The organism is Variovorax sp. GW821-FHT09B05 (assembly GCF_059418265.1).
Genome location: NZ_JBWKPN010000026.1, coordinates 68311 through 89353 on the forward strand (window position 1 = coordinate 68311; position 21043 = coordinate 89353).

A 21043-nucleotide genomic window follows, 5' to 3' on the forward strand; every position below is an offset into this window, starting at 1 on the left:
CCGTTCGTCGGCTCGCCGAGCAGGTCTTCGGGGGGAATGGGGCGGTTCGGGATGGTGTCCTCGTTGGCAGGGTTTGTTAAAGCAGTGTTGAGCAAAGTCACTTAAGTCATTGATTTTTCAGTGCTTTGCGGTCCGTCCAGAGTTTCTGTGGATAACTTTGTTGAAAACCGGGCTGGACTCGCCGCCAAGCCTTGAAAATCAAGGCTCTGGCTGGATTGCCCGCAAAAAGGGCAAAGTTCAAACTCCATATAAATCAACGACTTAGCTTCGCTATTGCTTTGGTAGCGGTGCCAGGACCGCCTAACGCAATCTTGCGCACTGCAACACGCGTTTTGTGCATAAGTCGGTCGCCGAAGCCCGTTTTGGGCCTTGACAAAGCCGCGGCGCCGCATTTTGGCCATCTTCTTTTCCACATCCGCCATGCCGGCGGGCGGCTGCGGCCGGCGGCCCGCGGGCCGCGTCAGGCCGGCTGCCGCAGCTGGCGCGATTGGGTGTGCACCGCCTGCACCAGCGCCGACACGTGCTCGGGCGGCGTGAACTGGCTGATGCCGTGGCCCAGGTTGAAGATGTGGGTCGGCCCGGCCGTCGCGCGGTCGGCATGCGGCGCGCCGAAGGCCTGCAATACCTTCGCCACCTCGGCTTCGATGCGCGCGGGCGGCGCGAACAGCACGTTGGGGTCGATGTTGCCCTGCAGCGCCTTGGCCTGGCCATCGCTGCCCTCGGCCACGCGGCGGCGCGCGGCGCCGAGGTTCACGGTCCAGTCCACGCCCAGCACCTGGCAGTCGAGCGCGCGCATGTCTTCCAGCCAGAGCCCGCCGCCCTTGGTGAAGACGATGCGCGGCACCGGCTGGCCGTCGGGGCCGTGGCGCTTGAGGCCCGCGAGCACGCGCGCGGTGTAGGCCAGGCTGAACTCCTGGAACGCGCCGTCGGCCAGCACGCCGCCCCAGCTGTCGAACACCATCACGGCCTGCGCGCCGGCGTCGATCTGGGCATTGAGGTAGGCGGCCACGGCGTCGGCATTGACCGCGAGCACGCGGTGCATCAGGTCAGGGCGGCCGTAGAGCATGCTCTTCACGAGCCGGTAGTCGCTCGAGCCCGCGCCCTCGACCATGTAGCAGGCCAGCGTCCAGGGGCTGCCCGAGAAACCGATCAGCGGCACGCGGCCGTCGAGCGCCTTGCGGATCGAGGCCACGGCGTCGAAGACGTAGCGCAGCTTGTCCATGTCGGGCACCTCGAGCGCGGCCACCGCGGCCTCGTCGCGCAGCGGGCGCGCGAAGCGCGGGCCCTCGCCGGCCTCGAACGAGAGGCCCAGGCCCATCGCGTCGGGTACGGTGAGGATGTCGGAGAACAGGATCGCCGCGTCGAGCGGATAGCGCGCCAGCGGTTGCAGCGTGACCTCGGTCGCGTAGTCGACGTTGGTGGCCAGTCCCATGAAGCTGCCCGCCTGTGCGCGGGTGGCGACGTACTCGGGCAAGTAGCGGCCGGCCTGGCGCATCAGCCAGACGGGCGTGTGGTCGGTGGCCTGGCGCCAGCAGGCTCGCAGGAAGGTGTCGTTTTGCAGGGGGGCGAAGGGCATCGGGCGATTGTCGCAGGGCCCTTCGCACTGGGTCCGGGGCCGCCCGTTCCGCGTCAGCCGGCCTGCACGATCCCCGACACGTCGAGGAGGTACATCTGCCGCTGCGACTCGTGCACCGAGTCGATGCAGACCTGCCGGCCATCGCGGCTCCAGCGCGGATGCAGGTCGCAGCGGTTCTCCTTGCCCAGCGCGGGCGTGGCGTAGAAGCTGCCCAGCGCATGGCGCCGGCCGGTCTGCATGTCGAACAGGAACAGCACGCGCTCGTGCGTGCGCGCATCGGGGTAGGTGTCGCTCAGCAGCCAGCGCCGGTTCACGGGCGAGAAGCTCATGTGGCCGTTCTCCACCAGCACGCCTTCGCCGATGGCCTCGACCGCGCCGCCGACGCTGTCGTGGTACAGGTGGTAGCGGATCCGGCCCGCGTGCGGGCTCCAGACGACGATGTGCTCGTCGTCGCGCCACAGCGGGTGCGAGATCTGGTATTCGGACTTCTCGTAGTCGAAGGTGCCGACGGCATCGGGGTCGAAGTCCTGCGCGAGCTGCGGCAGCGGATGGTCCGAGCACTCGAGCAGGCGCAGGTCGGAGCCGTCGGGGTTCATCGTGAGCAACCGGTGCAGGAAGCAGGTCTCGTCCTCGACGCGCTCGGTCCAGCGGTGCAGGAACAGCACGCGCGAGGACGAGGGGTTGATCTCGATGTGGCTGACCCAGTGGATCGCCCGGTCCATCGAGGCGCGCGGATGGAAGCGGCGCAGGTCCTGGTAGCTCAGGACCAGCCGCGTGCCGCCCGTGGCCAGGTCGATCGCATGGATGCCGTCGCCCTCCGGCGCGAGCGGCAGGTCGAAGGGGTCGCCGGCCTCGCTGTAGCCGATGGTCCGGTGCGTGACGTACAGGCGCCGGTAGTCCACGCTCAGGGCGTAGCGGCTGTCGGGCGCGACCACGTAGACGGGCATCGGCAGCACGCGCCTGGCGCCGCTGTCGAGGTCGACGATCGTGGACCCGAAGCCCGGATAGAAGGCGCCGGCATCGCCCGTGCGGCAGTTGTAGATCAGCTGGCGGCCCGGTGCCCCGTCCAGCCATTGCAGCTGGCTGCCCATCTGCCAGTTCCAGGCCGTGGTCTCGCCGAGCACATGGAAACGGTCGCCGTCCTGCAGGTCGAAGCAGCCGATGCGGGCGCTGGAGTCCGGCCGCAGTTCGGTGTCCATCCAGGGCACCTGCTGCGCCAGCAGGTAGCGCCCGCTGCGGTCCCAGGCGCTCTTGTCGTAGTAGCCGAAGAAGTGGTGCCGGCCATCGTCCGTTCCGACGCGGCGGCAGGCGGCGGGTGCGAAGCCCGTGAAAAGCGGATCGGTCATCGCTTCCTCACTCCGCGGCGATGCGGCCTTGCTGGATCACCTTGTCCCAGCGCAGCTTCTCGGCCGCGACGAAGCGAGTCGCGGCCTCGCGCGTGCTGGCGACCGGGGTCATGCCCTGCTCGGCCAGCCCCTGGGCGAACTCGCTCGACGAGACGATGCGGCGGATGTCGGCGTTGAGCCTGTCGGCGATGGCGTCCGGCAGCCTGGCGCTGGCCGCCACCGTGGTCCACGAGGTGGCCTCGAAGGCCGGGAAGCCGGCCTCGATCGCGGTCGGCACCTCGGGCAGGGCCGGCAGGCGGGTCTTGCCCGTCACGGCCAGGGCCTTGAGCTTGCCGCCGCGGATGTGGGCCAGGGTGGTCGGCGGGTTCTCGAACATCAGCTGGATCTGGCCGGCCAGCAGGTCGTTCAGCGCGGCCGAGCTGCCCTTGTAGGGCACGTGCACGATCGGCGCGTCGGCGGTGATCCGGAACAGCTCGCCGATCATGTGCACCGACGAGCCCACGCCCGCGGAGCCGAAGTTGAGGGTGTCGGGCGCCTTGCGCGCCAGCGCCACCAGCTGCTTCAGGTCGCCCGCGGGCAGGGAGGGCGTGGCCACCACCACGTGCGGCATCTCGGCCAGCACCGTGATCACCTTCAGGTCCTTCGCGGGGTCGTAGCTGAGCTTCTTGAAGACGCCATAGGTCGCGTGCAGCCCGACCGATCCGAGCAGCAGCGTGTAGCCGTCGGCCGGCGCATCGGCCACGAACTTGCCGCCGATGTGGCCGCCGGCGCCGGGGCGGTTCTCGACCACCACCGGCTGCTTGTAGAGCTTGCCCAGCCGGTCGGCGAGCATGCGGGCCTGCACGTCGGAACTGCCGCCGGCCGTGAAGGGCACCACGAGCCGGATCATCTGGTCCGGATAGGTCTTCGGCTCCGCGGCCTGCGATGCCGCCGCGGCGAGGCCGAGGGCGGCTGCGAGAAGGCCGAGGCCGACGGCCCGGCGCGGCCATTGCTGTGTCATGCGTGTTCCTTGCTGCGCGCCGCGTGTGGGGCGCGATGAATGGTGGGAATGGGCGCAGTCTAGGAACGCGGCATCATTCTGGAAAATTCAATCTTGTCGCCGGGCTATGCAGAAAAGATATGCCCTCGCGAACGCGCCTACGGCGCCGTCCCAGGAGTCCTTGCATGTCGCGACCATTGAACTTCCGCCAGATCGAGGCCTTCCGCGCGGTCATGCAGACCGGCACCACCACGGCGGCCGCGGCCATGCTCCACACCACGCAGCCCTCGGTGAGCCGCCTGCTCGCGCAGATCCAGAACGCCACGCAGCTCAAGCTGTTCGACATCCACAAGGGGCGGCTGCGGCCCACGCACGAGGCGCGGCAGCTGTTCGAGACGGTGCAGCGTCATTTCCTCGGGCTCGACCGCATCGAGCAGAGCGTGGCCGTCATGCGCAAGTCGGGCGCGGGCTCGCTGCGCGTGGGTTGCACGCCGGCGCTGGGCCTGAGCGTCATGCCGCCGGTGGTCCACGCCTTCTCGCGGCGCTACCCGCAGGTGCACGTGAACCTGCAGACCGTCGGCTCGCACGCGTTGCGCGAAGGGCTGCTCTACGGCCTGTACGACGTCGCGCTGACCACCTCGGGGATCAGCGACCCGCAGATCGAGGCCGTGCCGTTGCACCGCAGCGACGCGGTGTGCGTGCTGCATCCGGGCCATCCGCTCGCGAGCCGCGCCAGCCTGCACGTGCGCGACCTGAAGGACCAGGTGCTGCTCACCCTCAATGCCGACGACGAGATCCACCAGCAGTTCCTCGGCACCCTGCAGCAGCACCGCGTGGAGGCGGCGGCGACGGTGGAGACGACCTACTCTGTCACGATCTGCATGATGGCCGCGCAGGGCACGGGCATCGGCATCGTCAATCCTTACGTCGCCTCGGTGTTCGCGCGCGACCTGAAGGTGCTGCCCCTGCGGCCGCGCTGCCCGGTCGAGGCCTCGATGGCCCTGTCGCCGCAGTCGGCGCCCTCGGCCATCGCCGAGGACTTCGCCGGGCTGCTGAAGGCCTACTTCCGCGACTTCGGGAAGGGCAAGGCGCTTTAGCGCGGGCGTGTCAGACCGCCGGCACGCGCCGCGCGTCGGCCGGGCTCACGTTGCGTCGGTAGAGCACCAGCGTCGCCACCAGCCCGCAGACCGCGGCCGCGGTCATCCACAGGCCCGGCGCGCCCTTGTCGCCGGTCATCTCGATCAGGCCGGTGGCCACGGCCGGCGTGAAGCCGCCGAACAGCGCGGTCGCGAGGCTGTAGGCCAGCGAGAAGCCGGCCGTGCGCACGCTGACCGGCATCACCTCGGTCAGCGCCACCACCATCGCGCCGTTGTAGCTCGCATAGAGGAACGAGAGCCACAGCTCGACCTCGAGCATGCGCGCGAAGCTCGGCGCGCCGACCAGCCACTTGAGCGACGGATAGGCCGTGAGGATGGTCAGCACGGTGAACGCGATCAACAGGGGCTTGCGGCCCACGCGGTCCGACAGTGCGCCCATGATCGGCAGCCAGATGAAGTTGGAGATGGCCACGCACAGCGTGACGACCAGCGCGTCGGTGGTGCTCAGGTGCAGCACCGCCTTGCCGAAGGTCGGCGTGTAGACCGTGATCAGGTAGAAGGACACGGTGGTCATCGACACCAGCATCATCCCGGCGATGACCAGGCCCCAGTTGGCGACCATCGAGCGGAAGATCTCGCGCGCGTCGGGGCGGTGCTTGCGCGCCATGAACTCCTCGGTCTCCTGCAGCGAGCGGCGGATCACGAACAGCACCGGCACGATCAGGCAGCCGACGAAGAAGGGCACGCGCCAGTAGAAGTCGCCGATCTCCTGCGCGCTGAAAGTCACGTTGAGCCAGTAGCCGAGCGCGGCCGCCACCACGATGGCGACCTGCTGGCTGGCCGATTGCCAGCTCACGTAGAAGCCCTTGCGGCCCGGCGTGGCCATCTCCGACAGGTAGACCGACACGCCGCCGAGCTCCACGCCGGCCGAGAAGCCCTGCAGCAGCCGCCCGATCAGCACCAGGAGCGGCGCCGCGAAGCCGATGGTGGCGTAGGACGGCACGCAGGCGATCAGCAGCGTGCCCAGCGCCATCAGCGCGAGCGTGACGATCAGTCCCTTGCGGCGGCCCACGCGGTCGACGTAGGCGCCGAGGAAGATCGCGCCCAGCGGCCGCATCAGGAAGCCGGCGCCGAAGGTCATGAAGGTCAGCATCAGCGAGGCGAACTCGTCGCCGGCCGGGAAGAAGGCCTTCGAGATCTGCGTGGCGTAGAAGCCGAACAGGAAGAAGTCGAACATCTCCATGAAGTTGCCGCCGGTCACGCGCAGGACGGTGGCGAACTTGGAACTGGAGGCGGTGGTGGCCGCGCCTTTGGACGCTGTGGTCATGTGTGGAGTCCCCTGGGTTGTGCGTGCGCGATGTGTGCACCCCGAGGGTAGGAAGCATTGCCCGACGGCAAGCTGACGCGCGTGGTCAGGTACCTGTCAAAGCCGGCCCCAAAAGAAAAGAGGCGCCGCGGCGCCTCCTGGTGAGTGACGGGCCCGGGGACGGGCTCAGGTCTTGTACTTGATCGAGCAGCCGTAGGGCCGCGTGCTGGCCGCCGTGATCGGCTTGTTGCCGAAGGCCTCGCCGAGTGCCTGGTTCACGTAGTTGACGGCGGTCTTGATGTCGTCCACGCGCGCCGAGGCGATGGAGTCGATGCCGCCCGCATACACCAGCGTGCCCTTGGGATCGATGATGAAGATGTGCGGCGTGGTGCGCGCGCCGTAGGCCTGGCCGATCATGCCGTCCTCGTCCATCAGCACCGCGGTGGGCGCGGCCGATTGCGACTTCATCCAGTCGGCCAGCGCGGCCGGCTTCAGGTAATCGCTGGCGGCGCGCTCGGTGGAGTTGATGGCCAGCCAGACCACGCCCTTGTCGGTGGCGGCCTTCTGGGTGGCGGGCATGTTGCCGCTGCCGTAGTGCTTGCGCACGAAGGGGCAGCCGGGGTTGGTCCATTCGAGCACCACGAACTTGCCCGCGAAGTCGGACAGCTTGTGCTTGGCACCGCTGGTGTCGACGGCGACGAAGTCGGGCGCCTGCTGGCCCACGGCGGGCGCGGCGAAGGCGTTGTTGCTCACGAGGAAGGTGGCGCCCAGCGCGACGGCGGCGGCCATGACGGCGCGGCGCGAGGCACGGCTGAGAGCGGCGCGGGCTCGGCGCGCGGCGCGCACCGAGCGCGAGTCGGGGCGCAGCTCGGTAGACGGGGGGAGGGACATGGGCTGATCGAACTCCATGGAGATATTTCCGAATGACGGCGACAGCTTAGAGCGGTTTTTTCATGTGCCTGTGACAACCCATGTCACAGCCGTGGTCAAAGCGCGGCGAGTGCCGCGCGGACCTCGTCCTTGCCCAGGATCTCGGTCAGCACCACGGGCGGCTTGCCCGGGGCCTGCAGCACGTAGACCGGCACGCCGCTGCGGCCGAGCGCGGTCAGCGCGGCGGTGATCGCGGGGTCGCGGCGGGTCCAGTCGGCGCGCAGCATCGCGACCTTCTTGTCGTCGAAGGCGGCCAGCAGCTCGGTGTCGGACAGCGTGGTCTTCTTGTTGTATTGGCAGGTCACGCACCAGGCGGCGGTGAAATCGATGAACACCGGGCGGCCGTCGCCGGCCAGCTCGGCCACGCGCTCGGCCGACCAGGGCTGCCAGCGCGCTTCCTTCGAGCCCGCGGCGCTCGCGAGCTTCGCGGGTTCCACGGTGGTCAGCACGTTGCGGCCGATGGCGCTGGTGAGCACCACGGTGAAGCCGATCAGCACGGTGGCGATCACCAGCCGCGAGCGGCCGCGCAGCGTGAGCGCCCAGACGATCGCCGACAGGCACACCAGCAGCGCCAGCAGGGTGCCGGCGCCGTCGATGCCGGTCTGCTGGCCCAGCACCCAGACCAGCCAGGCGACGGTGGCGAACATCGGGAAGGCCAGCAGCTTGCGCAGCGTGCTCATCCACGGGCCGGGCTTGGGCAGCAGCCAGGCGATGGCCGGCACGAAGCCCGCCACCAGGTAGGGCAGCGCGAGGCCGAAGCCCAGCGCGGCGAACAGCAGCAGCGCCTGGCCGGCCGGCAGGCCGATCGCGAAGCCCAGCGAGGCGCCCATGAACGGCGCGGTGCAGGGCGAGGCGATGACCACCGCGAGCACGCCCGAGAGGAAGTCGTTGGCGATCGGGTGCTTGGCCTGCGCGCTGCACACCGACGAGGGCACGGTGCGCATGAACTCGAACACGCCCACCAGGTTCAGGCCGATCAGCGTGAACAGCGCGGCCAGCACCGCCACCACCGCGGGCGACTGGAGCTGGAAGCCCCAGCCCAGGCCGGCGCCGGCCGCGCGCAGCGCGAGCATGGCGCCGCCGAGCGCGAGGAAGGACAGCATCACGCCGGCCGTGTAGGCCAGCCCGGCCTGCCGGTGCGCGCTGCGGTTGCCGGCCTGGCGCGCGAAGCCCAGCACCTTGATCGCGAGGATCGGGAACACGCAGGGCATGAGGTTGAGCAGCAGGCCGCCGAGGAAGGCGCCGAGCAGCGCGGCCAGCAGCGTGCCCATGGGCTGGGGCGCGATCTCGTTCGAGGCGGCGGCGGTCTTCACGGCATCGGCCGCGTTGGCGGCCAGCGCCGCCTGCAGCGCGGGCGAGACCTGGGCGGCGGGCGCGGCGGCGGCCGCGGGCCAGCTGCCGCTCACGGGCGGCTCGGCGCGCCAGGCGATCGGCTGGCCGGGCTGGCGGTCGGCCTCGGCCAGCGCCACCACCACCGGCATCGCGGTGGGGCTCGCGCTGCGCTGGTCGGCCAGCGGCAGCGTGGCGGTCCAGGTGCCGCCCTGCCAGGATTGGGTCCAGTCCTTGCCGGAGACGGCCGCGGTGCGGATCACCTCGGGGGTCTCGGGGAAGAAGGCCAGCGTCTTGCCCTGGGCGGCGGCCGGCAGGCCCTCGAGGCGCACCTGCAGGTTGTTGCCCTGCACCTCGATCGCGCCCGGCGTCGCGAGCTGTGCCGGCTGCGCGGCCTGGGCGGCGTCGAACTCGGCCTTGTGCAGCGCGGTCGAGCCCTGCACCGGCAGCGCCAGCGAGAACTCGCCTTCCTCGGGGATGCATTCCTTGCGGCAGACCAGCCACGAGGCCTTGAGCCGCACCTGGAGTTCGGCCGGCCCGCCCGCGCCCGTGAGGGCCAGCGGCGGCTTGAAGGTGCTCGCCACCTCGAGCGGCACCGGCAGCAGCACCGTGTTCTCGTAGCCGTAGTTGGCGAGGTTGCCGACCGGGATCTTCTTCGGCACCGGCCAGGCGATGTCGCCGGCCGCCACGCCCGGCGGCAGGGTCCAGCTGAGCTCGGTGGGCAGGCCGGAGTCGCCGGCGTTCTTCCAGTAGGTGTGCCACTCGGGCTGGTGCGCGATCTGCAGGCCGACCCAGACCGGCGCGCCGGGCACCACGCCGTCGGGCGCGTGCGCCACCAGTTCGGCGCGCACATGCGGGGTGGTCACGACCGCGCCCGTCTTGGCTGGAGTCAATTGGGCCAGAGCCGGCATCCAGGCTGTGGATGCTGCTATGAGAAGCGTAGCGAATCGGAGGCGCGTGAAGGTCATGCCGACAGTCGGAGCATTCAGGGGGAGCGAAGTTCCGGGCGGGATCAGGCGGCGGCCGCCCAGCCCAGCACCACGCGCCGGCTGTTGGCGCTCTTCTTCTCGATCTTGGTGACCACCACGGCGCCGATCTCGGCGGTGTTGGCCACGTGGGTGCCGCCGCAGGGCTGGAAGTCGATCTGGGCCTCGCCCTCGCCGCCGATGCGGATGGTGCGCACCGTGCCCGTGCCGCGCGGCGGCTGCACGCTCATGCTCTTGACCAGCGCCGGGTTGGCGTCGAGCTCGGCGTCGGTGATGGCGCCGACGGTCAGCGGATGGGCCGCGCCCACCAGCGCCGCGAGGCCGTGGGTCAGCGCTTCCTTGTCGAGCGGGTCGGTCATGTGGAAGTCGAGCCGCGCATAGTCGGGCGTGATCGAGCAGCCGTTGACCGGCTGCGGCACGAGGTAGCAGAGCAGGTGGGTGGCGGTGTGGAAGCGCATCAGCCGGTGGCGGCGCTCCCAGTCGATGGTCGCGGTGACGGTGTCGCCGGGCTTCAGCGCGGCCAGCAGGGTCTCCTGGCCCGGCGCGGGCACGTGCACGATCTCGTCGGTGGCGCGGCCCTCGGCGTCCTTGCCCTTGCGCGTGTCGGCGATCGCGATCCCGGCGCCGGCGGCCAGCGCCAGCATGCCGCTGTCTCCGGCCTGTCCGCCGCCCAGCGGGTAGAACACGGTGCGGTCCAGCACGATGCCGGTCTCGTCGATGCGCTCGACGCGCGCTTCGCAGGAGCGCAGATAGGCGTCGGCACGGAACAGGTCGTGGGTCATCCCGGCGATGGTAGCGGCGATGCGCGAACGGGGTGCGCCCACGCCGGAAAGCGCCCACGACCGACAGCCCCCGGGGCGCCGCCAGCCCGAAGATCGCCCGATGCGCGGCACCGGGCCGCGCCGCAACGCACGAAGGACGGCGCATGAAGACACGGCAGCAAGCACCCACCCCCAAGACGGCCGCGGCCCTGGTGGCGGCGGTCCTGGTCCCGCTGGTGCTGGCGGGCTGCGGCGAGGCGGCCAAGCTCACGCCCGAACTGACCACCGGCCCGCGGCCGCAACTGGTCGAGCCCAACAAGACCCTGATCCCCACGGTCAACGTCGCGCCCGTGGTCGGCTGGAACGACACCGCCGCGCCCACGCCGGCCGACGGCCTCAAGGTGGCGGCACTGGCGCGCGGGCTCGACCATCCGCGCTGGGTCTACACCCTGCCCAACGGCGACGTGCTGGTGGCTGAGAGCAACAAGCCGCCCAAGCCCGAGGGCACGACCGACGGCGGCAGCGGCCTGATGGCCAAGGCGCGCAACTTCGTGATGAACAAGCTGATGGCGCGCGCCGGCGCCGGCGTGCCCAGCGCCAACCGCATCACCCTGCTGCGCGATGCCGACGGCGACGGCGCGGCCGAGGTCAAGCAGGTGTTCCTCTCCAACCTCACCTCGCCCTACGGCATGGCCTTGGTGGGCAACGAGCTCTTCATCGCCAACGCCGATGCGCTCGTGAAGGTGCCCTACACCGAGGGCCAGACTTCGATCGATACCAAGCCCACCGTGGTGACGCCGCTGCCCGCGGGCATCAACCACCACTGGACCAAGAACGTGATCGCCAACGCCGATGGCAGCAAGCTCTACGTGACCGTGGGCTCGAACAGCAACATCGGCGAGAACGGGCTGGCCGCCGAGGAGGGCCGCGCCGCCATCTGGGAGGTCGACACCAAGAGCGGCGAGAAGCGCCTGTTCGCGAGCGGCCTGCGCAACCCCAACGGCCTGGGCTGGGACCCCGACACCCAGGCGCTGTGGACCGTGGTCAACGAGCGCGACGAGATCGGCAGCGACCTCGTGCCCGACTACCTGACCTCGGTGAAGGACGGCGCCTTCTACGGCTGGCCCTGGAGCTACTACGGCGGCGTGGTCGACGTGCGCGTGCAGCCGCAGAACCCCGAGATGGTGGCCAAGTCGATCGCGCCCGACTACGCGCTGGGTTCGCACGTCGCGCCGCTGGGCCTGGCGTTCTCGCGCCCGGGCGGCATGCCCGAGCAGTTCGCCAGCGGCGTCTTCATCGGCGAGCACGGCTCGTGGAACCGCAAGCCCAAGTCGGGCTACAAGGTGGTGTTCGTGCCCTTCATCGGCGGCAAGCCCAGCGGCCCGCCGGTCGACGTGCTCACGGGCTTCCTCGATGCCCAGGAGAAGGCCCAGGGCCGGCCGGTGGGCGTGGCGCTCGACAAGAGCGGCGCGCTGCTGGTGGCCGACGACGTGGGCAACGTCGTGTGGCGGGTGTCGCGCGCGAAGCAGAACTAAGGACGCTCAGCCGCCGCGCACCGACGAGGGCCGCGCCACCAGCTGCGCGGCCGGGCCCTCGACCCGGTGGCGCGAGACGTCGCCGCGCAGGTGGTCGAACAGCAGCGCGATCGCCTGCTGCGCCACCTCCTCCAGGTGCAGGTCGACCGCGGTGAGCGGCGGCACGCTGGTGCGCGCGCGCAGGCCGTCGTAGCGGGTCGCGACCATCACGTCGTCGGGCACGCGGCGCCCGCTCTGGACGATCGCGGCCAGCGCGCCGGTGGCGAAGGCGTCGACCGGCACGCAGAAGGCGTCGATGCCGGGATGGGCCGCGAGCAGCGCCTGCGCCGCCTCGTGGCCGCCGGCCTCGCCGCGCACCTCCTCGACCAGCGACAGCAACGGCGGCTGGCCGCGCGCGGCCATCGCTTCTTCATAGGCCGTGCGCGCCTCGAGATACGAGTTGCGCTGCGCCGCGCCCAGGATCATCGCGACCTGGCGCGCGCCCTGGCCGTGCAAGTGCTCGAGCAGCAGCCGCGTGGTGCGGCCCGAATGGATGTCGACATAGGGCGGCATCACCGGCCCCTCGGCCGGCTTGCCGATGGCCACCACCGGCAGGCCGCGGCGCAGCAGGTTCGAGAGGTTGGGGTCGCCGGCCGAGGGCTCGATGACCAGCGCGCCGTCGACGTCGAGCAGCTCCATCGGCACCAGGCCGTTCTCCATCGCGGGCGCCAGCACCAGCGCGAGGCCGCGGTCGAGCGCCGCCGCCGCGGCCACCGCCGCCACCTCCATCAGGAAGCCCAGCCGCGAGGGCCCGCCCGCCACCGCGAGCGGCATCGAGGACAGCAGGGCGATCATGTGCGCCTGCCCGGTGCGCAGCCGCTGCGCATTGCGGTTCGGCCGGTAGCCGAGCTTGGCGGCCGCGCGCTCGACGCGCGCGCGGGTCTCGGCATCGACCTGCCCGCGCGCGTTGAGGGCGTGCGACACGGTGGTCGGCGACACGCCGGCCTCGCGTGCCACGTCCTTGATGTTCGCCCGTGGCGTTCGCTCGGTGTTCATCCCGTATTGACCTTCCACGAAAGCGGTGCTTCAATGCCCAAATCGTTTTGGGCGCTTGCCCGGAATGTACTTCACCCGCTGCGGCGGATTTTTTTGCCAGTGCGCCCAAATCGATTTGGGTGCGGACCGATCCAAGGAAAAACGATCATGTCCCGTGCGAACGAGGTTGCGCCCGTCGATGCCGTGCTGCCCTTTTCCCAATTGCTGTTGTTCGGCCTGCAGCACGTGCTGGTGATGGCCGCGGTGCCGATCACCTCGGTGTTCCTGGTGGCCAAGGCGCTGGGCCTGTCGGCCGCGCTCACGGTCAACCTGATCAGCGCCACCTTCCTGCTGTGCGGGCTCGGCACCTTGCTGCAGTCCTTCGGGCCGTGGAAGTTCGGCGCGCGGCTGCCCTTCGTGATGGTGCCGGGCGGCGCGCCGATCGTGATGTTCGTGACCATCGCCCAGCAGCGCGACCTGCAGACCGCCTCGGGCGCGGTGATCCTCACGGCGCTGTTCTATTTCCTGATCCTGCCGGTGTTCGCGCGTTGCCTGCGCTTCTTCCCGAAGATCGTCATCGGCACGCTGCTGCTGCTGGTGTCGATCAACCTGGTGAAGGTCTACGGCGGCATCATCGCCGGCAAGGCCGGCACGCCGACCTTCGGCGACCCGGTGAACATCGGCCTGGCGCTCGCCACCATCGGCTTCACGGTGCTGTTCGCGCGCCTGTTCAAGGGCATGCTGGGCCAGCTCGCGGTGCTGCTGGGCCTGCTGGCCGGCACGCTCTTGGCGGCCGCCTTCGGGCTGATGGACTTCTCGCCCGTGGCCGCAGGCCCGCTGTGGAGCAGCCCGACCCCGCTGCCCTTCGGCCTGCCGCATTTCGACCTCGTGGCCGCGGTGCCGCTGCTGATCTTCAGCGTGATCTCGATGGTCGAGGCCACCGGCCAGACGGTGGCCGTGGCCGAGGTGGTGGGCCGGCCCATCGACCCGCGCGACGCGGTGCCGCGCACCGTGCGCGGCGACGCGCTGGTGTCGCTGCTCGGCGGCCTGTTCGGCACCTCGATGATCATCACCAGCGGCGAGAACATCGGCATCGTGCGCGCCACCAACGTGCGCTCGCGCTACGTGACGGCCATGGCCGGCGCGATCCTGGTGCTGATCGCGCTGTCGGCGCCGCTGGGCCGGCTCGCGAGCGCGATCCCGGCCGCCGTGGTGGGCGGCACCGCGATGGTGGTGTTCGCGATCATCGGCACCATGGGCATCGACATGCTGCGCCGTACCGACCTGCACGAGCGCGGCAACATGTTCGTGCTGGCGGGCGCGCTGACCATGGGCCTGCTGCCGATCCTGGTGCCGGGGCTTTACAGCCGCTTTCCCGACACGCTGCAGCTGGTGCTGGGCAACGGCCTCGCGATGGGCTCGATCACCGCGGTGGTGCTCAACCTGCTGTTCAACCGGCCACCGGCCGAACGCGCGGCGCCCCTGCCGTCGGCGGTGCCGCCGCCGGTCTCGCCGCAGTGAGCTTCTTCTCTTTCCTTTCTTTCGGATCCAGACATGTCCCCTGATCACGAGGCCGCGCCCTTCGCGGCCCCCGAGCTGCTGCTCGTGCCCGACCACCTGATGCTGCGCGACGGCCCGGCCACCGGCCACGCCGTGCACATTGCCGACGGCCGCTTCGCCGACATCGGCCCCGCCGAGCTGCTGGCCGCGCGCCACCCTCGACTGGTGCCGCAACGCCTGCCCGGCCGGGTGCTGATGCCCGGCATGATCGACGCGCACCACCATCTCACGCAGTCCTTCGGCAAGTCGCTGGCCTACGGCGAGCCGTCCGAGATCTTCCGGCGCGTGTGGGTGCCGCTCGAATCCAGCCTCGACGACGAGTTCGTCTACCTCGCGACCAAGCTCGCGGCGCTCGAGTCGCTGCGCGGCGGCTTCACCACCGTGTGCGACGCCGGCACCCGCGCGCCGGGCGACATCGGCGCCATGGCGCGCGCGCTGCACGAGACCGGCCTGCGCTGCGTGCTCGGGCTGATCTGCAACGACGGCGGCAACGAGAGCAGCGATGCCGAGCGCCGCGCGCTGAAGGCGCAGGCCGAGCGCTTCCTCGCGCGCTGGCAGGGCGATGCGCTGGTGCATCCCTCGCTCGCGATCTCGGTGCCCGAAGCGGCCTCCGACGAGATGCTGACGACCGTCTCCGCGCTGTGCGCCGAGGCCGGCACCGTGTTCCAGACCCACGTCAACGAGCACCTGGCCTCGGTCGAGCGCTCGGTGGTCGCGCGCGGCCGGCGCCCGCTGGAACTGCTCGCGCAGCTGGGCGCGCTCGGCCCGCAGGTGCTGATCGCGCACGGCACGCTCGTCACGCCGCCGGAGCTCATGCTGCTGCGCGACACCGACACCGCCGTCAGCTACAACCCGGTTGCGAGCCAGTGGAAGGGCAACGCGGTGGCGCCGGCCCATCTCATGGCCGCGCTGGGCATCCGCTTCGGCCTCGGCACCGATGCCACGCGCAGCGACGGCTTCCGCCTGATGGATGCGGCCGAGGCCGCGCAGAAGATCGCCTTCGGCCTGGCCGTGGGCGATGCCTCCAGCGGCGGCGGCTGGACCTGGTTCGACCATGCGACGCACGAAGGTGCGCGCGCCGCGGGCCTGGGTGCGCGCACCGGCGAGATCGCCGTGGGCAAGGCCGCCGACTTCCTGCTCGTGGACGTCGACACGCCCGAGATGTGCACCTCGGTCGACCTGACCTGGGACCTGGTGCGCCTGGGCAACCGCGACCAGATCGAGGCGGTGTTCGTCGCCGGCCGGCTGCGGCTGTGGAAGGGCTGGCCCACCGACTGGGACGCGCGCGCGCTGCAACGGCAGCTCGCGCGCACTGCCCAGGCCGCGATCGCGCGCGCGCCGATCGTGCGGCTGCATCCCACGGCCGCCGAGCACCGGCGGCAGGTCGCCCGATGAGCGCGCAGCACCTCGTGCTGATGTCGCTGGCCGTGCTGGTCGCCGCCTTCGTGCAGGGAGCGACCGGCGTCGGCTTCGCGCTCATCGCCGCGCCGGTGATCGGCCTTGTGCGCCCCGAGCTGCTGCCGGTGTGCGTGCTGGTGCTGATGCTGCCGCTGAACCTCTACGTGGCCTGGCGCGAGCGCGGCGCCATCGACGGCACCGGCGCGCGCTGGATCACCGGCGGGCGCGTCGCGGGTACCGCGGGCGGCCTGTGGGTGCTGGCGGCGCTCAGCGCGGGCCAGCTCTCGCTGTTCGTCGGTGCCTCGACCGTCGCGGCCGCGCTGGTCACCCTGCTGATGCCGGCCTTCTCGCCGGGGCGCGGCGCCTTCGTCGGCGCCGGGCTGGTCACGGGCATCACCGAGACCGCCACCGGCATCGGCGGCCCGCCGCTGGCGCTGGTCTACCAGCACCAGCCGGCGCCCACCATGCGCTCGACCATCGCGCTGTGCTTCCTGCTCGGCGAACTGGTCTCGCTGGCCGTGCTGCTGGCCACCGGCCGCGTCGGCCTGCCGCAGCTGCAGGCCGCGGCGCTGCTGCTGCCGGCGCTGGTCGTGGGCGCGGTGCTGAGCCGCCTCGTGCATCGCCGCGTGAACGGGCGGCTGCTGCGCATCTTCGTGCAGGTGTTCGCGATCGTCTCGGGGCTGGTGCTGCTGGTGAAGGCCTTCTGACTTCAGGCGCCGCGTTGCGCCTGCCAGGTCGCGCGGTCGAGCCGGTAGAGGCAATGGCGGCGCAGCGGATGGCCCTCGGCCAGCAGCGGGTGGTCGAACGCGCCGGCCGGATCCTCGCGCATGCCCAGGCGCCGCATCACCGCGCTCGAGCGCCGGTTGGGCAGCGCGGTGAAGGACACGATCTCGTCCAGCCCGAGCCGCTCGAAGCCCACGGCCAATGAGGCGCGCGCCGCCTCGCTCGCGAGGCCCTGGCCCCACCACTTGCGCGCGAGCCGCCAGCCGATCTCCACGCAGGGCGAGAAGGGCAGGGGATAGGCCGGCGCGTTGAGGCCGGTGAAGCCGATCAGCTCGCCCGACTCCTTGTGCTCGGCGGCCCAGAAGCCCCAGCCGTTCTGCGCGATGCGCTCGACGAAGCGCGCGACCAGCGCGTCGCTCTCCTCGCGCGACAGCGTGGCGGGAAAGAACTCCATCACCTGCGGATCGGCGACCAGCGCGGCGAAGGGCGCGAGATCGCTCTCGCGCCACTGGCGCAGGCGAAGACGGGGCGTTTCGGGTTCGATGAGCGTGCGGTCCATCGGGCGATTCTGGCGCAGACGCAAGGCGGCGCCGATCGCCCATTTATGTCATGAGGTGATATATTTGCGCGCTTTCGCGCCACCGGCTTCCGGTCCCTCCATGTCCACCTCCACCCATCGCCGCGGCGACTTCGCGCTCGATGCGCGCCTGCTGCGCATCGCCACCCTGGCGGCCGTCATCGGCGCCGCGAGCACCGTGGCCGCGCGCGTGCTGCTCGACCTGATCCGCTTCTTCACCAACCTGTTCTTCTTCCAGAGCTTCTCGCTGGCCGACCGCCCGCCGGCGGGCCACACGATGGGCGCGTGGGTAATCGCGGTGCCGGTGCTCGGCGGGCTGGTGATCGGGCTGATCGCGCGCTACGGCTCCGAGAAGATCCGCGGCCATGGCATTCCCGAGGCCATCGAGGCGATCCTGTTCGGCCGCAGCAAGATGTCGCCGAAGGTGGCGGTGCTCAAGCCGCTGTCCTCGGGCATCGCGATCGGCAGCGGCGGGCCCTTCGGCGCCGAGGGGCCGATCATCATGACCGGCGGCGCCATCGGCTCGCTGATCGCTCAGCACTTCCACCTGTCGGCGGCCGAGCGCAAGGCCCTGCTGGTGGCCGGCGCCACCGCGGGCATGACGGCGGTATTCGGCACGCCGGTGGCCGCGGTGCTGCTGGCGGTCGAGCTGCTGCTGTTCGAGCTGCGCCCGCGCAGCCTGCTGCCGGTGGCGATCGCCTGCGCGGTCGCGGGCTTCACGCGGCCGCTGCTGATGGAGGCCGGGCCGCTGTTCCCGCTGCAGACCGCGGCGCCGGGCCCGCTCGCGCTGCTGTCGTGCGTGGTGGCCGGACTGCTGTGCGGCGCGCTCTCGGCCAGCCTCTCGCTGTCGCTCTACAAGGTCGAGGACCTGTTCGGCAAGCTGCCGCTGCACTGGATGTGGTGGCCGGCGCTCGGTGGCCTCGCGGTGGGCATCGGCGGCTGGTTCGAGCCGCGCGCGCTCGGCGTGGGCTACGACGTGATCGGCGACCTGCTGCACAACCAGCTGGCCTGGCAGGCGGTGCTGGCGCTGATCGCGGTCAAGGCGATCATCTGGGTGATCGCGCTCGGCTCCGGCACCTCGGGTGGCGTGCTGGCGCCGCTCCTGATGATGGGCGCGGCGCTCGGCGCGGTGCTCTCGCACCTGCTGCCGGGCGGCGACCCGATGCTGTGGCCGCTGGTCTGCATGGCCGCCACGCTCGGCGGCACCATGCGCGCGCCGCTGATGGCCACCGTGTTCGCCTTCGGTCTCACGCACGACAGCAATGCGCTGCTGCCGCTGCTCGCCACCTCGGCCACCGCCTACGGCTTCACCGTGCTCACCATGCGGCGTTCGATCCTCACCGAGAAGATCGCGCGCCGCGGCCATCACATCTACCGCGAGTACGGCATCGATCCGCTCGAGCGCCAGTTCGTGGAAGAGGTGATGACGCGCGAGGTGCGCACCATCGACGCCGCCCTGCCGGTGGCCGAGGCGCTGGCCATGTACTTCGGCGAGGGGCAGGCGCACCGCGCGTTCCCGGTGCTGCGCGGGCGCGAGGTGATCGGCGTGGCCGACCGCGCCGTGCTCGCCGCCTGGAGCAACGGCACCGTCGGCGATGCCGTGGCCGGCATGCCGCCGGTGGTCGCGCTGCCCGGCGAGAACTGCCGCGCGGTCGCCACGCGGCTCGCGCGCCACGGGCTCGAGCGGCTGCCGGTGGTGCGCGATGCCGATTCGCGCCTGCTGGTCGGCATCGTGGCGCGCAGCGACCTCATCAAGCCCTCGCTCGCGCACTTCCACGAGGAAGAGCAGCGCGAGCGGGTGCGCAGCCTGCGCTGGAGAAGCTGAGCTTCGTTCAGAACCCGGCCAGCACCACCTTGCCCTGCGCCTTGCCGCTTTCGATCAGCGCATGGGCGCGGCGCAGGTTGGCGGCGTTGATGGTGCCGAAGCTCGCGTTCGCGGTGGTGCGCACGCGGCCGGCGTCGACCAGCGCGGCCACCTCGGCCAGCAGCGCGCCCTGCTCGGCGATGTCGGTCGTCTCGAAGCGCGAGCGCGCGAACATCATTTCCCAGTGCAGCGACAGGCTCTTGGTCTTCAGCGGCATCGCATCGAGCACCTTCATGTCGTCGATCACCGCGAGCTGGCCCTGGGGCTTGAGGCTCTCGATGATCTGCGCGTAGTGCTGTTCGGTCTGCGTGAGGCTCGCGACCATGTCGACCTCGGCGATGCCGGCGGCCTTGAGCTCGGCCGCGAGCGGCTTCGAATGGTCGATGACGAGGTGCGCGCCCAGTTCCAGGCACCAGGCGCGGGTTTCGGCGCGCGAGGCGGTGGCGACCACGCGCAGCTGCGTGAGCTGGCGCGCGAGCTGGATCAGGATCGAGCCCACGCCGCCGGCACCGCCGGTGATCAGCAGGGTCTGGCCCGCGCCGCCGCCCTTGGGCACGCGCAGGCGGTCGAACAGCAGCTCGTAGGCGGTGATGGTGGTCAGCGGCAGCGCGGCGGCCTGGGCGTCGTCGAGCGTGCTCGGCGCGATCGCGGCGATGCGCTCGTCGACCGCGTGCAGCTCCGAGTTGGCGCCGGGGCGCACGATCGAGCCCGCGTAGTAGACGCGGTCGCCGACCTTGAAGCCCGTCACGCCCGCGCCGATGGCCTCGACCGTGCCGACCGCGTCCCAGCCCAGCACCTTGGCCTGGCCGGCCTCGGGCGCGGCGTTCCTGCGCACCTTGGTGTCGACCGGGTTGACCGACACCGCCTTCACGCGCACCAGCAGGTCGCGCGCGCCGGGCTGGGGCGCGGGCAGCTCGATGTCCTGCAGCGCTTCGGGGTGGTCGATGGGGAGGGGCTGGTAGTAGCCGACGGCTTTCATGGCGGTTCCTTTGTGGCGGATCTGGAGATGGATCGAATGTAGGGCGACAATCCCGATTTGATAAGACTGGCTAGGTGAGCAACACTTTCAAATGAAGATTGAAAATACATCGGACCTGCGGGTGCTGGTGCAGACCGCGCGCGCCGGTACGCTGACAGCCGCGGCCCATGCGCTGGGCATCACGCCGGCGGCCGCAAGCGCCACGCTCAAGCGGCTCGAGACGCAGCTCGGCGCGCGCTTGTTCGAGCGCTCCACGCGCGCCATGCGCCTCACGCCGCAGGGCCAGACCCTGCTCGACTACGCGGTGCGCGCCTTCGAGCTGCTGGCCGAGGGCGAATCGCTGGTCACGGCCGACCGCGGCGAGCTGGTCGGCACGCTGCGCGTGGCCGCGCCCTCGGACCTCACGCGCAGCACCCTGCTGCCCTGGTTCGACGAGTTCCTCGCGCTGCACACGGGCGTGCAGCTGTCGCTGTCGGTCGGCGACCGGCCGCTGGACGTGATGCGCGACGAGGTCGACGTGGCGCTGCGCTACGGCGCGCTGGCCGATTCGCGGCTGGTGGCGCGGCCGTTCGCGATGACCAATCCCTTGTTGACCGCCTCGCCGGACTACCTGCGGCGGCATCCGGCGCCGAAGGTGCCGCAGGACCTGGTGCATCACAACTGCCTGATCTTCAACCGCGGGGGGCGGCTGCATCGGGTCTGGCGATTTGCGCAGAATGGGCAGTGGACGGAGGTGCGGGTCGATGGGAATCGCAGCGTGGACGATGCTTCGCTGGCGCGCGAATGGGCGGTGGCGGGGTATGGAGTGACCTTGAAGTCGGCGCTCGATGTGCGCGGGGATATCGAAGCCGGGCGGCTGGTGCATCTGATGACGGATTGGGAGACGGAGCCTTATCCGTTGCATGCTTTGTTGCCTAGTGGGCGGTTTGTTGCGGCTCGGGTTCGGGCCTTGGTTGATTTCCTGGCTTTGAAGTTTGATGTGTTGGGGCGGGGTGTTTACTCTGGGTAGGCTGTTGGCCGGGTCTCGCCCCGGCGGGCGAGTCACTTTCTTTTGCTTCGCCAAAAGAAAGTAACCAAAGAAAA

At 70.7% G+C, this 21043-nt stretch carries 17 protein-coding genes; 7 read left to right on the forward strand and 10 right to left on the reverse strand.

Annotated elements, in window-relative coordinates; all coding sequences use genetic code 11:
- Positions 1 to 460: 460 nt before the first annotated feature.
- From hemE to AC07RM_RS38970, 3 genes are read right to left on the reverse strand one after another with little or no spacing between them, the layout of a single operon-like run.
- Positions 461 to 1576 carry a uroporphyrinogen decarboxylase gene (gene hemE / locus AC07RM_RS38960; RefSeq protein WP_208510200.1) on the reverse strand — a complete coding sequence of 372 codons (1116 nt, stop codon included), beginning with the start codon at positions 1574 to 1576 and terminating at the stop codon, positions 461 to 463.
- A 53-nt stretch (positions 1577 to 1629) separates the two neighbouring features.
- Positions 1630 to 2922, reverse strand: a complete 1293-nt coding sequence (locus AC07RM_RS38965) for a hypothetical protein (protein ID WP_495337892.1) — start codon at positions 2920 to 2922, stop codon at positions 1630 to 1632.
- Positions 2923 to 2929: 7 nt separating this feature from the next.
- Positions 2930 to 3922 carry a tripartite tricarboxylate transporter substrate binding protein gene (locus AC07RM_RS38970; RefSeq protein ID WP_093353817.1) on the reverse strand — a complete coding sequence of 331 codons (993 nt, stop codon included), beginning with the start codon at positions 3920 to 3922 and terminating at the stop codon, positions 2930 to 2932.
- Between the two features lie 164 nt (positions 3923 to 4086).
- Between AC07RM_RS38970 and AC07RM_RS38975 the strand changes: the two genes are divergently transcribed.
- On the forward strand, positions 4087 to 4998 hold the full coding sequence (locus AC07RM_RS38975; RefSeq protein WP_495337893.1) for a LysR family transcriptional regulator: 912 nt from the start codon (positions 4087 to 4089) through the stop codon (positions 4996 to 4998).
- A 10-nt stretch (positions 4999 to 5008) separates the two neighbouring features.
- Here the strand turns inward: AC07RM_RS38975 and AC07RM_RS38980 are convergent, their stop codons facing one another.
- From AC07RM_RS38980 to AC07RM_RS38995, 4 genes are all read right to left on the reverse strand, one after another.
- Positions 5009 to 6325 (reverse strand): MFS transporter, encoded by a 1317-nt coding sequence (locus AC07RM_RS38980; protein ID WP_093353821.1) that lies wholly within the window; start codon positions 6323 to 6325, stop codon positions 5009 to 5011.
- A gap of 165 nt (positions 6326 to 6490) precedes the next feature.
- Positions 6491 to 7195: a redoxin domain-containing protein gene (locus AC07RM_RS38985; protein WP_296788854.1), complete on the reverse strand. Its 705-nt coding sequence runs from the start codon at positions 7193 to 7195 to the stop codon at positions 6491 to 6493.
- Positions 7196 to 7290: 95 nt separating this feature from the next.
- Positions 7291 to 9531, reverse strand: a complete 2241-nt coding sequence (locus AC07RM_RS38990) for a protein-disulfide reductase DsbD family protein (protein ID WP_495337894.1) — start codon at positions 9529 to 9531, stop codon at positions 7291 to 7293.
- Positions 9532 to 9575: 44 nt separating this feature from the next.
- Entirely contained in the window at positions 9576 to 10331 is a 756-nt protein-coding gene (locus AC07RM_RS38995; RefSeq protein WP_495337896.1) for an alanyl-tRNA editing protein, read from the reverse strand.
- 143 nt (positions 10332 to 10474) lie between these two features.
- Here AC07RM_RS38995 and AC07RM_RS39000 point away from each other — a divergent pair, with 143 nt between their 5' ends.
- Positions 10475 to 11845, forward strand: a complete 1371-nt coding sequence (locus tag AC07RM_RS39000) for a PQQ-dependent sugar dehydrogenase (protein WP_495337897.1) — start codon at positions 10475 to 10477, stop codon at positions 11843 to 11845.
- A 6-nt stretch (positions 11846 to 11851) separates the two neighbouring features.
- Here AC07RM_RS39000 and AC07RM_RS39005 read toward each other — a convergent pair whose 3' ends face one another.
- The gene (locus tag AC07RM_RS39005; protein ID WP_495337898.1) at positions 11852 to 12880 is read right to left on the reverse strand and encodes a LacI family DNA-binding transcriptional regulator; all 1029 of its coding nucleotides are present in this window, start codon (positions 12878 to 12880) and stop codon (positions 11852 to 11854) included.
- A gap of 147 nt (positions 12881 to 13027) precedes the next feature.
- Here AC07RM_RS39005 and AC07RM_RS39010 point away from each other — a divergent pair, with 147 nt between their 5' ends.
- The 3 genes from AC07RM_RS39010 to AC07RM_RS39020 are packed head-to-tail and all read left to right on the forward strand — an operon-like array spanning position 13028 to position 16524.
- The gene (locus AC07RM_RS39010; protein ID WP_495337899.1) at positions 13028 to 14380 is read left to right on the forward strand and encodes a uracil-xanthine permease family protein; all 1353 of its coding nucleotides are present in this window, start codon (positions 13028 to 13030) and stop codon (positions 14378 to 14380) included.
- Between the two features lie 33 nt (positions 14381 to 14413).
- A complete protein-coding gene (locus AC07RM_RS39015) occupies positions 14414 to 15814 on the forward strand; it encodes an amidohydrolase family protein (protein WP_495337900.1) in 1401 nt (466 codons plus the stop codon).
- Complete coding sequence (locus AC07RM_RS39020) at positions 15811 to 16524, forward strand: sulfite exporter TauE/SafE family protein (RefSeq protein ID WP_057599064.1); 714 nt, start codon at positions 15811 to 15813, stop codon at positions 16522 to 16524. Before AC07RM_RS39015 ends, AC07RM_RS39020 begins: the two co-directional genes overlap by 4 nt.
- A gap of 2 nt (positions 16525 to 16526) precedes the next feature.
- Here the strand turns inward: AC07RM_RS39020 and AC07RM_RS39025 are convergent, their stop codons facing one another.
- Complete coding sequence (locus AC07RM_RS39025; RefSeq protein WP_495337901.1) at positions 16527 to 17099, reverse strand: GNAT family N-acetyltransferase; 573 nt, start codon at positions 17097 to 17099, stop codon at positions 16527 to 16529.
- A gap of 100 nt (positions 17100 to 17199) precedes the next feature.
- Between AC07RM_RS39025 and AC07RM_RS39030 the strand changes: the two genes are divergently transcribed.
- Positions 17200 to 18942, forward strand: coding sequence for a chloride channel protein (locus AC07RM_RS39030; protein ID WP_495337902.1), 1743 nt, complete (start codon positions 17200 to 17202; stop codon positions 18940 to 18942).
- A 7-nt stretch (positions 18943 to 18949) separates the two neighbouring features.
- Here the strand turns inward: AC07RM_RS39030 and AC07RM_RS39035 are convergent, their stop codons facing one another.
- On the reverse strand, positions 18950 to 19960 hold the full coding sequence (locus AC07RM_RS39035) for a zinc-binding alcohol dehydrogenase family protein (RefSeq protein ID WP_495337903.1): 1011 nt from the start codon (positions 19958 to 19960) through the stop codon (positions 18950 to 18952).
- Positions 19961 to 20051: 91 nt separating this feature from the next.
- Between AC07RM_RS39035 and AC07RM_RS39040 the strand changes: the two genes are divergently transcribed.
- Positions 20052 to 20969, forward strand: a complete 918-nt coding sequence (locus AC07RM_RS39040) for a LysR family transcriptional regulator (protein ID WP_093353850.1) — start codon at positions 20052 to 20054, stop codon at positions 20967 to 20969.
- The last annotated feature ends 74 nt before the right edge of the window (positions 20970 to 21043 follow it).

Coding starts and splice junctions, on each gene's coding strand:
- hemE (WP_208510200.1), bottom strand. CDS start 1,576: ATGCCCTTCGCCCCCCTGCAAAACGACACCTTCCTGCGAGCCTGCTGG.
- AC07RM_RS38965 (WP_495337892.1), bottom strand. CDS start 2,922: ATGACCGATCCGCTTTTCACGGGCTTCGCACCCGCCGCCTGCCGCCGC.
- AC07RM_RS38970 (WP_093353817.1), bottom strand. CDS start 3,922: ATGACACAGCAATGGCCGCGCCGGGCCGTCGGCCTCGGCCTTCTCGCA.
- AC07RM_RS38975 (WP_495337893.1), top strand. CDS start 4,087: ATGTCGCGACCATTGAACTTCCGCCAGATCGAGGCCTTCCGCGCGGTC.
- AC07RM_RS38980 (WP_093353821.1), bottom strand. CDS start 6,325: ATGACCACAGCGTCCAAAGGCGCGGCCACCACCGCCTCCAGTTCCAAG.
- AC07RM_RS38985 (WP_296788854.1), bottom strand. CDS start 7,195: ATGTCCCTCCCCCCGTCTACCGAGCTGCGCCCCGACTCGCGCTCGGTG.
- AC07RM_RS38990 (WP_495337894.1), bottom strand. CDS start 9,531: ATGACCTTCACGCGCCTCCGATTCGCTACGCTTCTCATAGCAGCATCC.
- AC07RM_RS38995 (WP_495337896.1), bottom strand. CDS start 10,331: ATGACCCACGACCTGTTCCGTGCCGACGCCTATCTGCGCTCCTGCGAA.
- AC07RM_RS39000 (WP_495337897.1), top strand. CDS start 10,475: ATGAAGACACGGCAGCAAGCACCCACCCCCAAGACGGCCGCGGCCCTG.
- AC07RM_RS39005 (WP_495337898.1), bottom strand. CDS start 12,880: ATGAACACCGAGCGAACGCCACGGGCGAACATCAAGGACGTGGCACGC.
- AC07RM_RS39010 (WP_495337899.1), top strand. CDS start 13,028: ATGTCCCGTGCGAACGAGGTTGCGCCCGTCGATGCCGTGCTGCCCTTT.
- AC07RM_RS39015 (WP_495337900.1), top strand. CDS start 14,414: ATGTCCCCTGATCACGAGGCCGCGCCCTTCGCGGCCCCCGAGCTGCTG.
- AC07RM_RS39020 (WP_057599064.1), top strand. CDS start 15,811: ATGAGCGCGCAGCACCTCGTGCTGATGTCGCTGGCCGTGCTGGTCGCC.
- AC07RM_RS39025 (WP_495337901.1), bottom strand. CDS start 17,099: ATGGACCGCACGCTCATCGAACCCGAAACGCCCCGTCTTCGCCTGCGC.
- AC07RM_RS39030 (WP_495337902.1), top strand. CDS start 17,200: ATGTCCACCTCCACCCATCGCCGCGGCGACTTCGCGCTCGATGCGCGC.
- AC07RM_RS39035 (WP_495337903.1), bottom strand. CDS start 19,960: ATGAAAGCCGTCGGCTACTACCAGCCCCTCCCCATCGACCACCCCGAA.
- AC07RM_RS39040 (WP_093353850.1), top strand. CDS start 20,052: ATGAAGATTGAAAATACATCGGACCTGCGGGTGCTGGTGCAGACCGCG.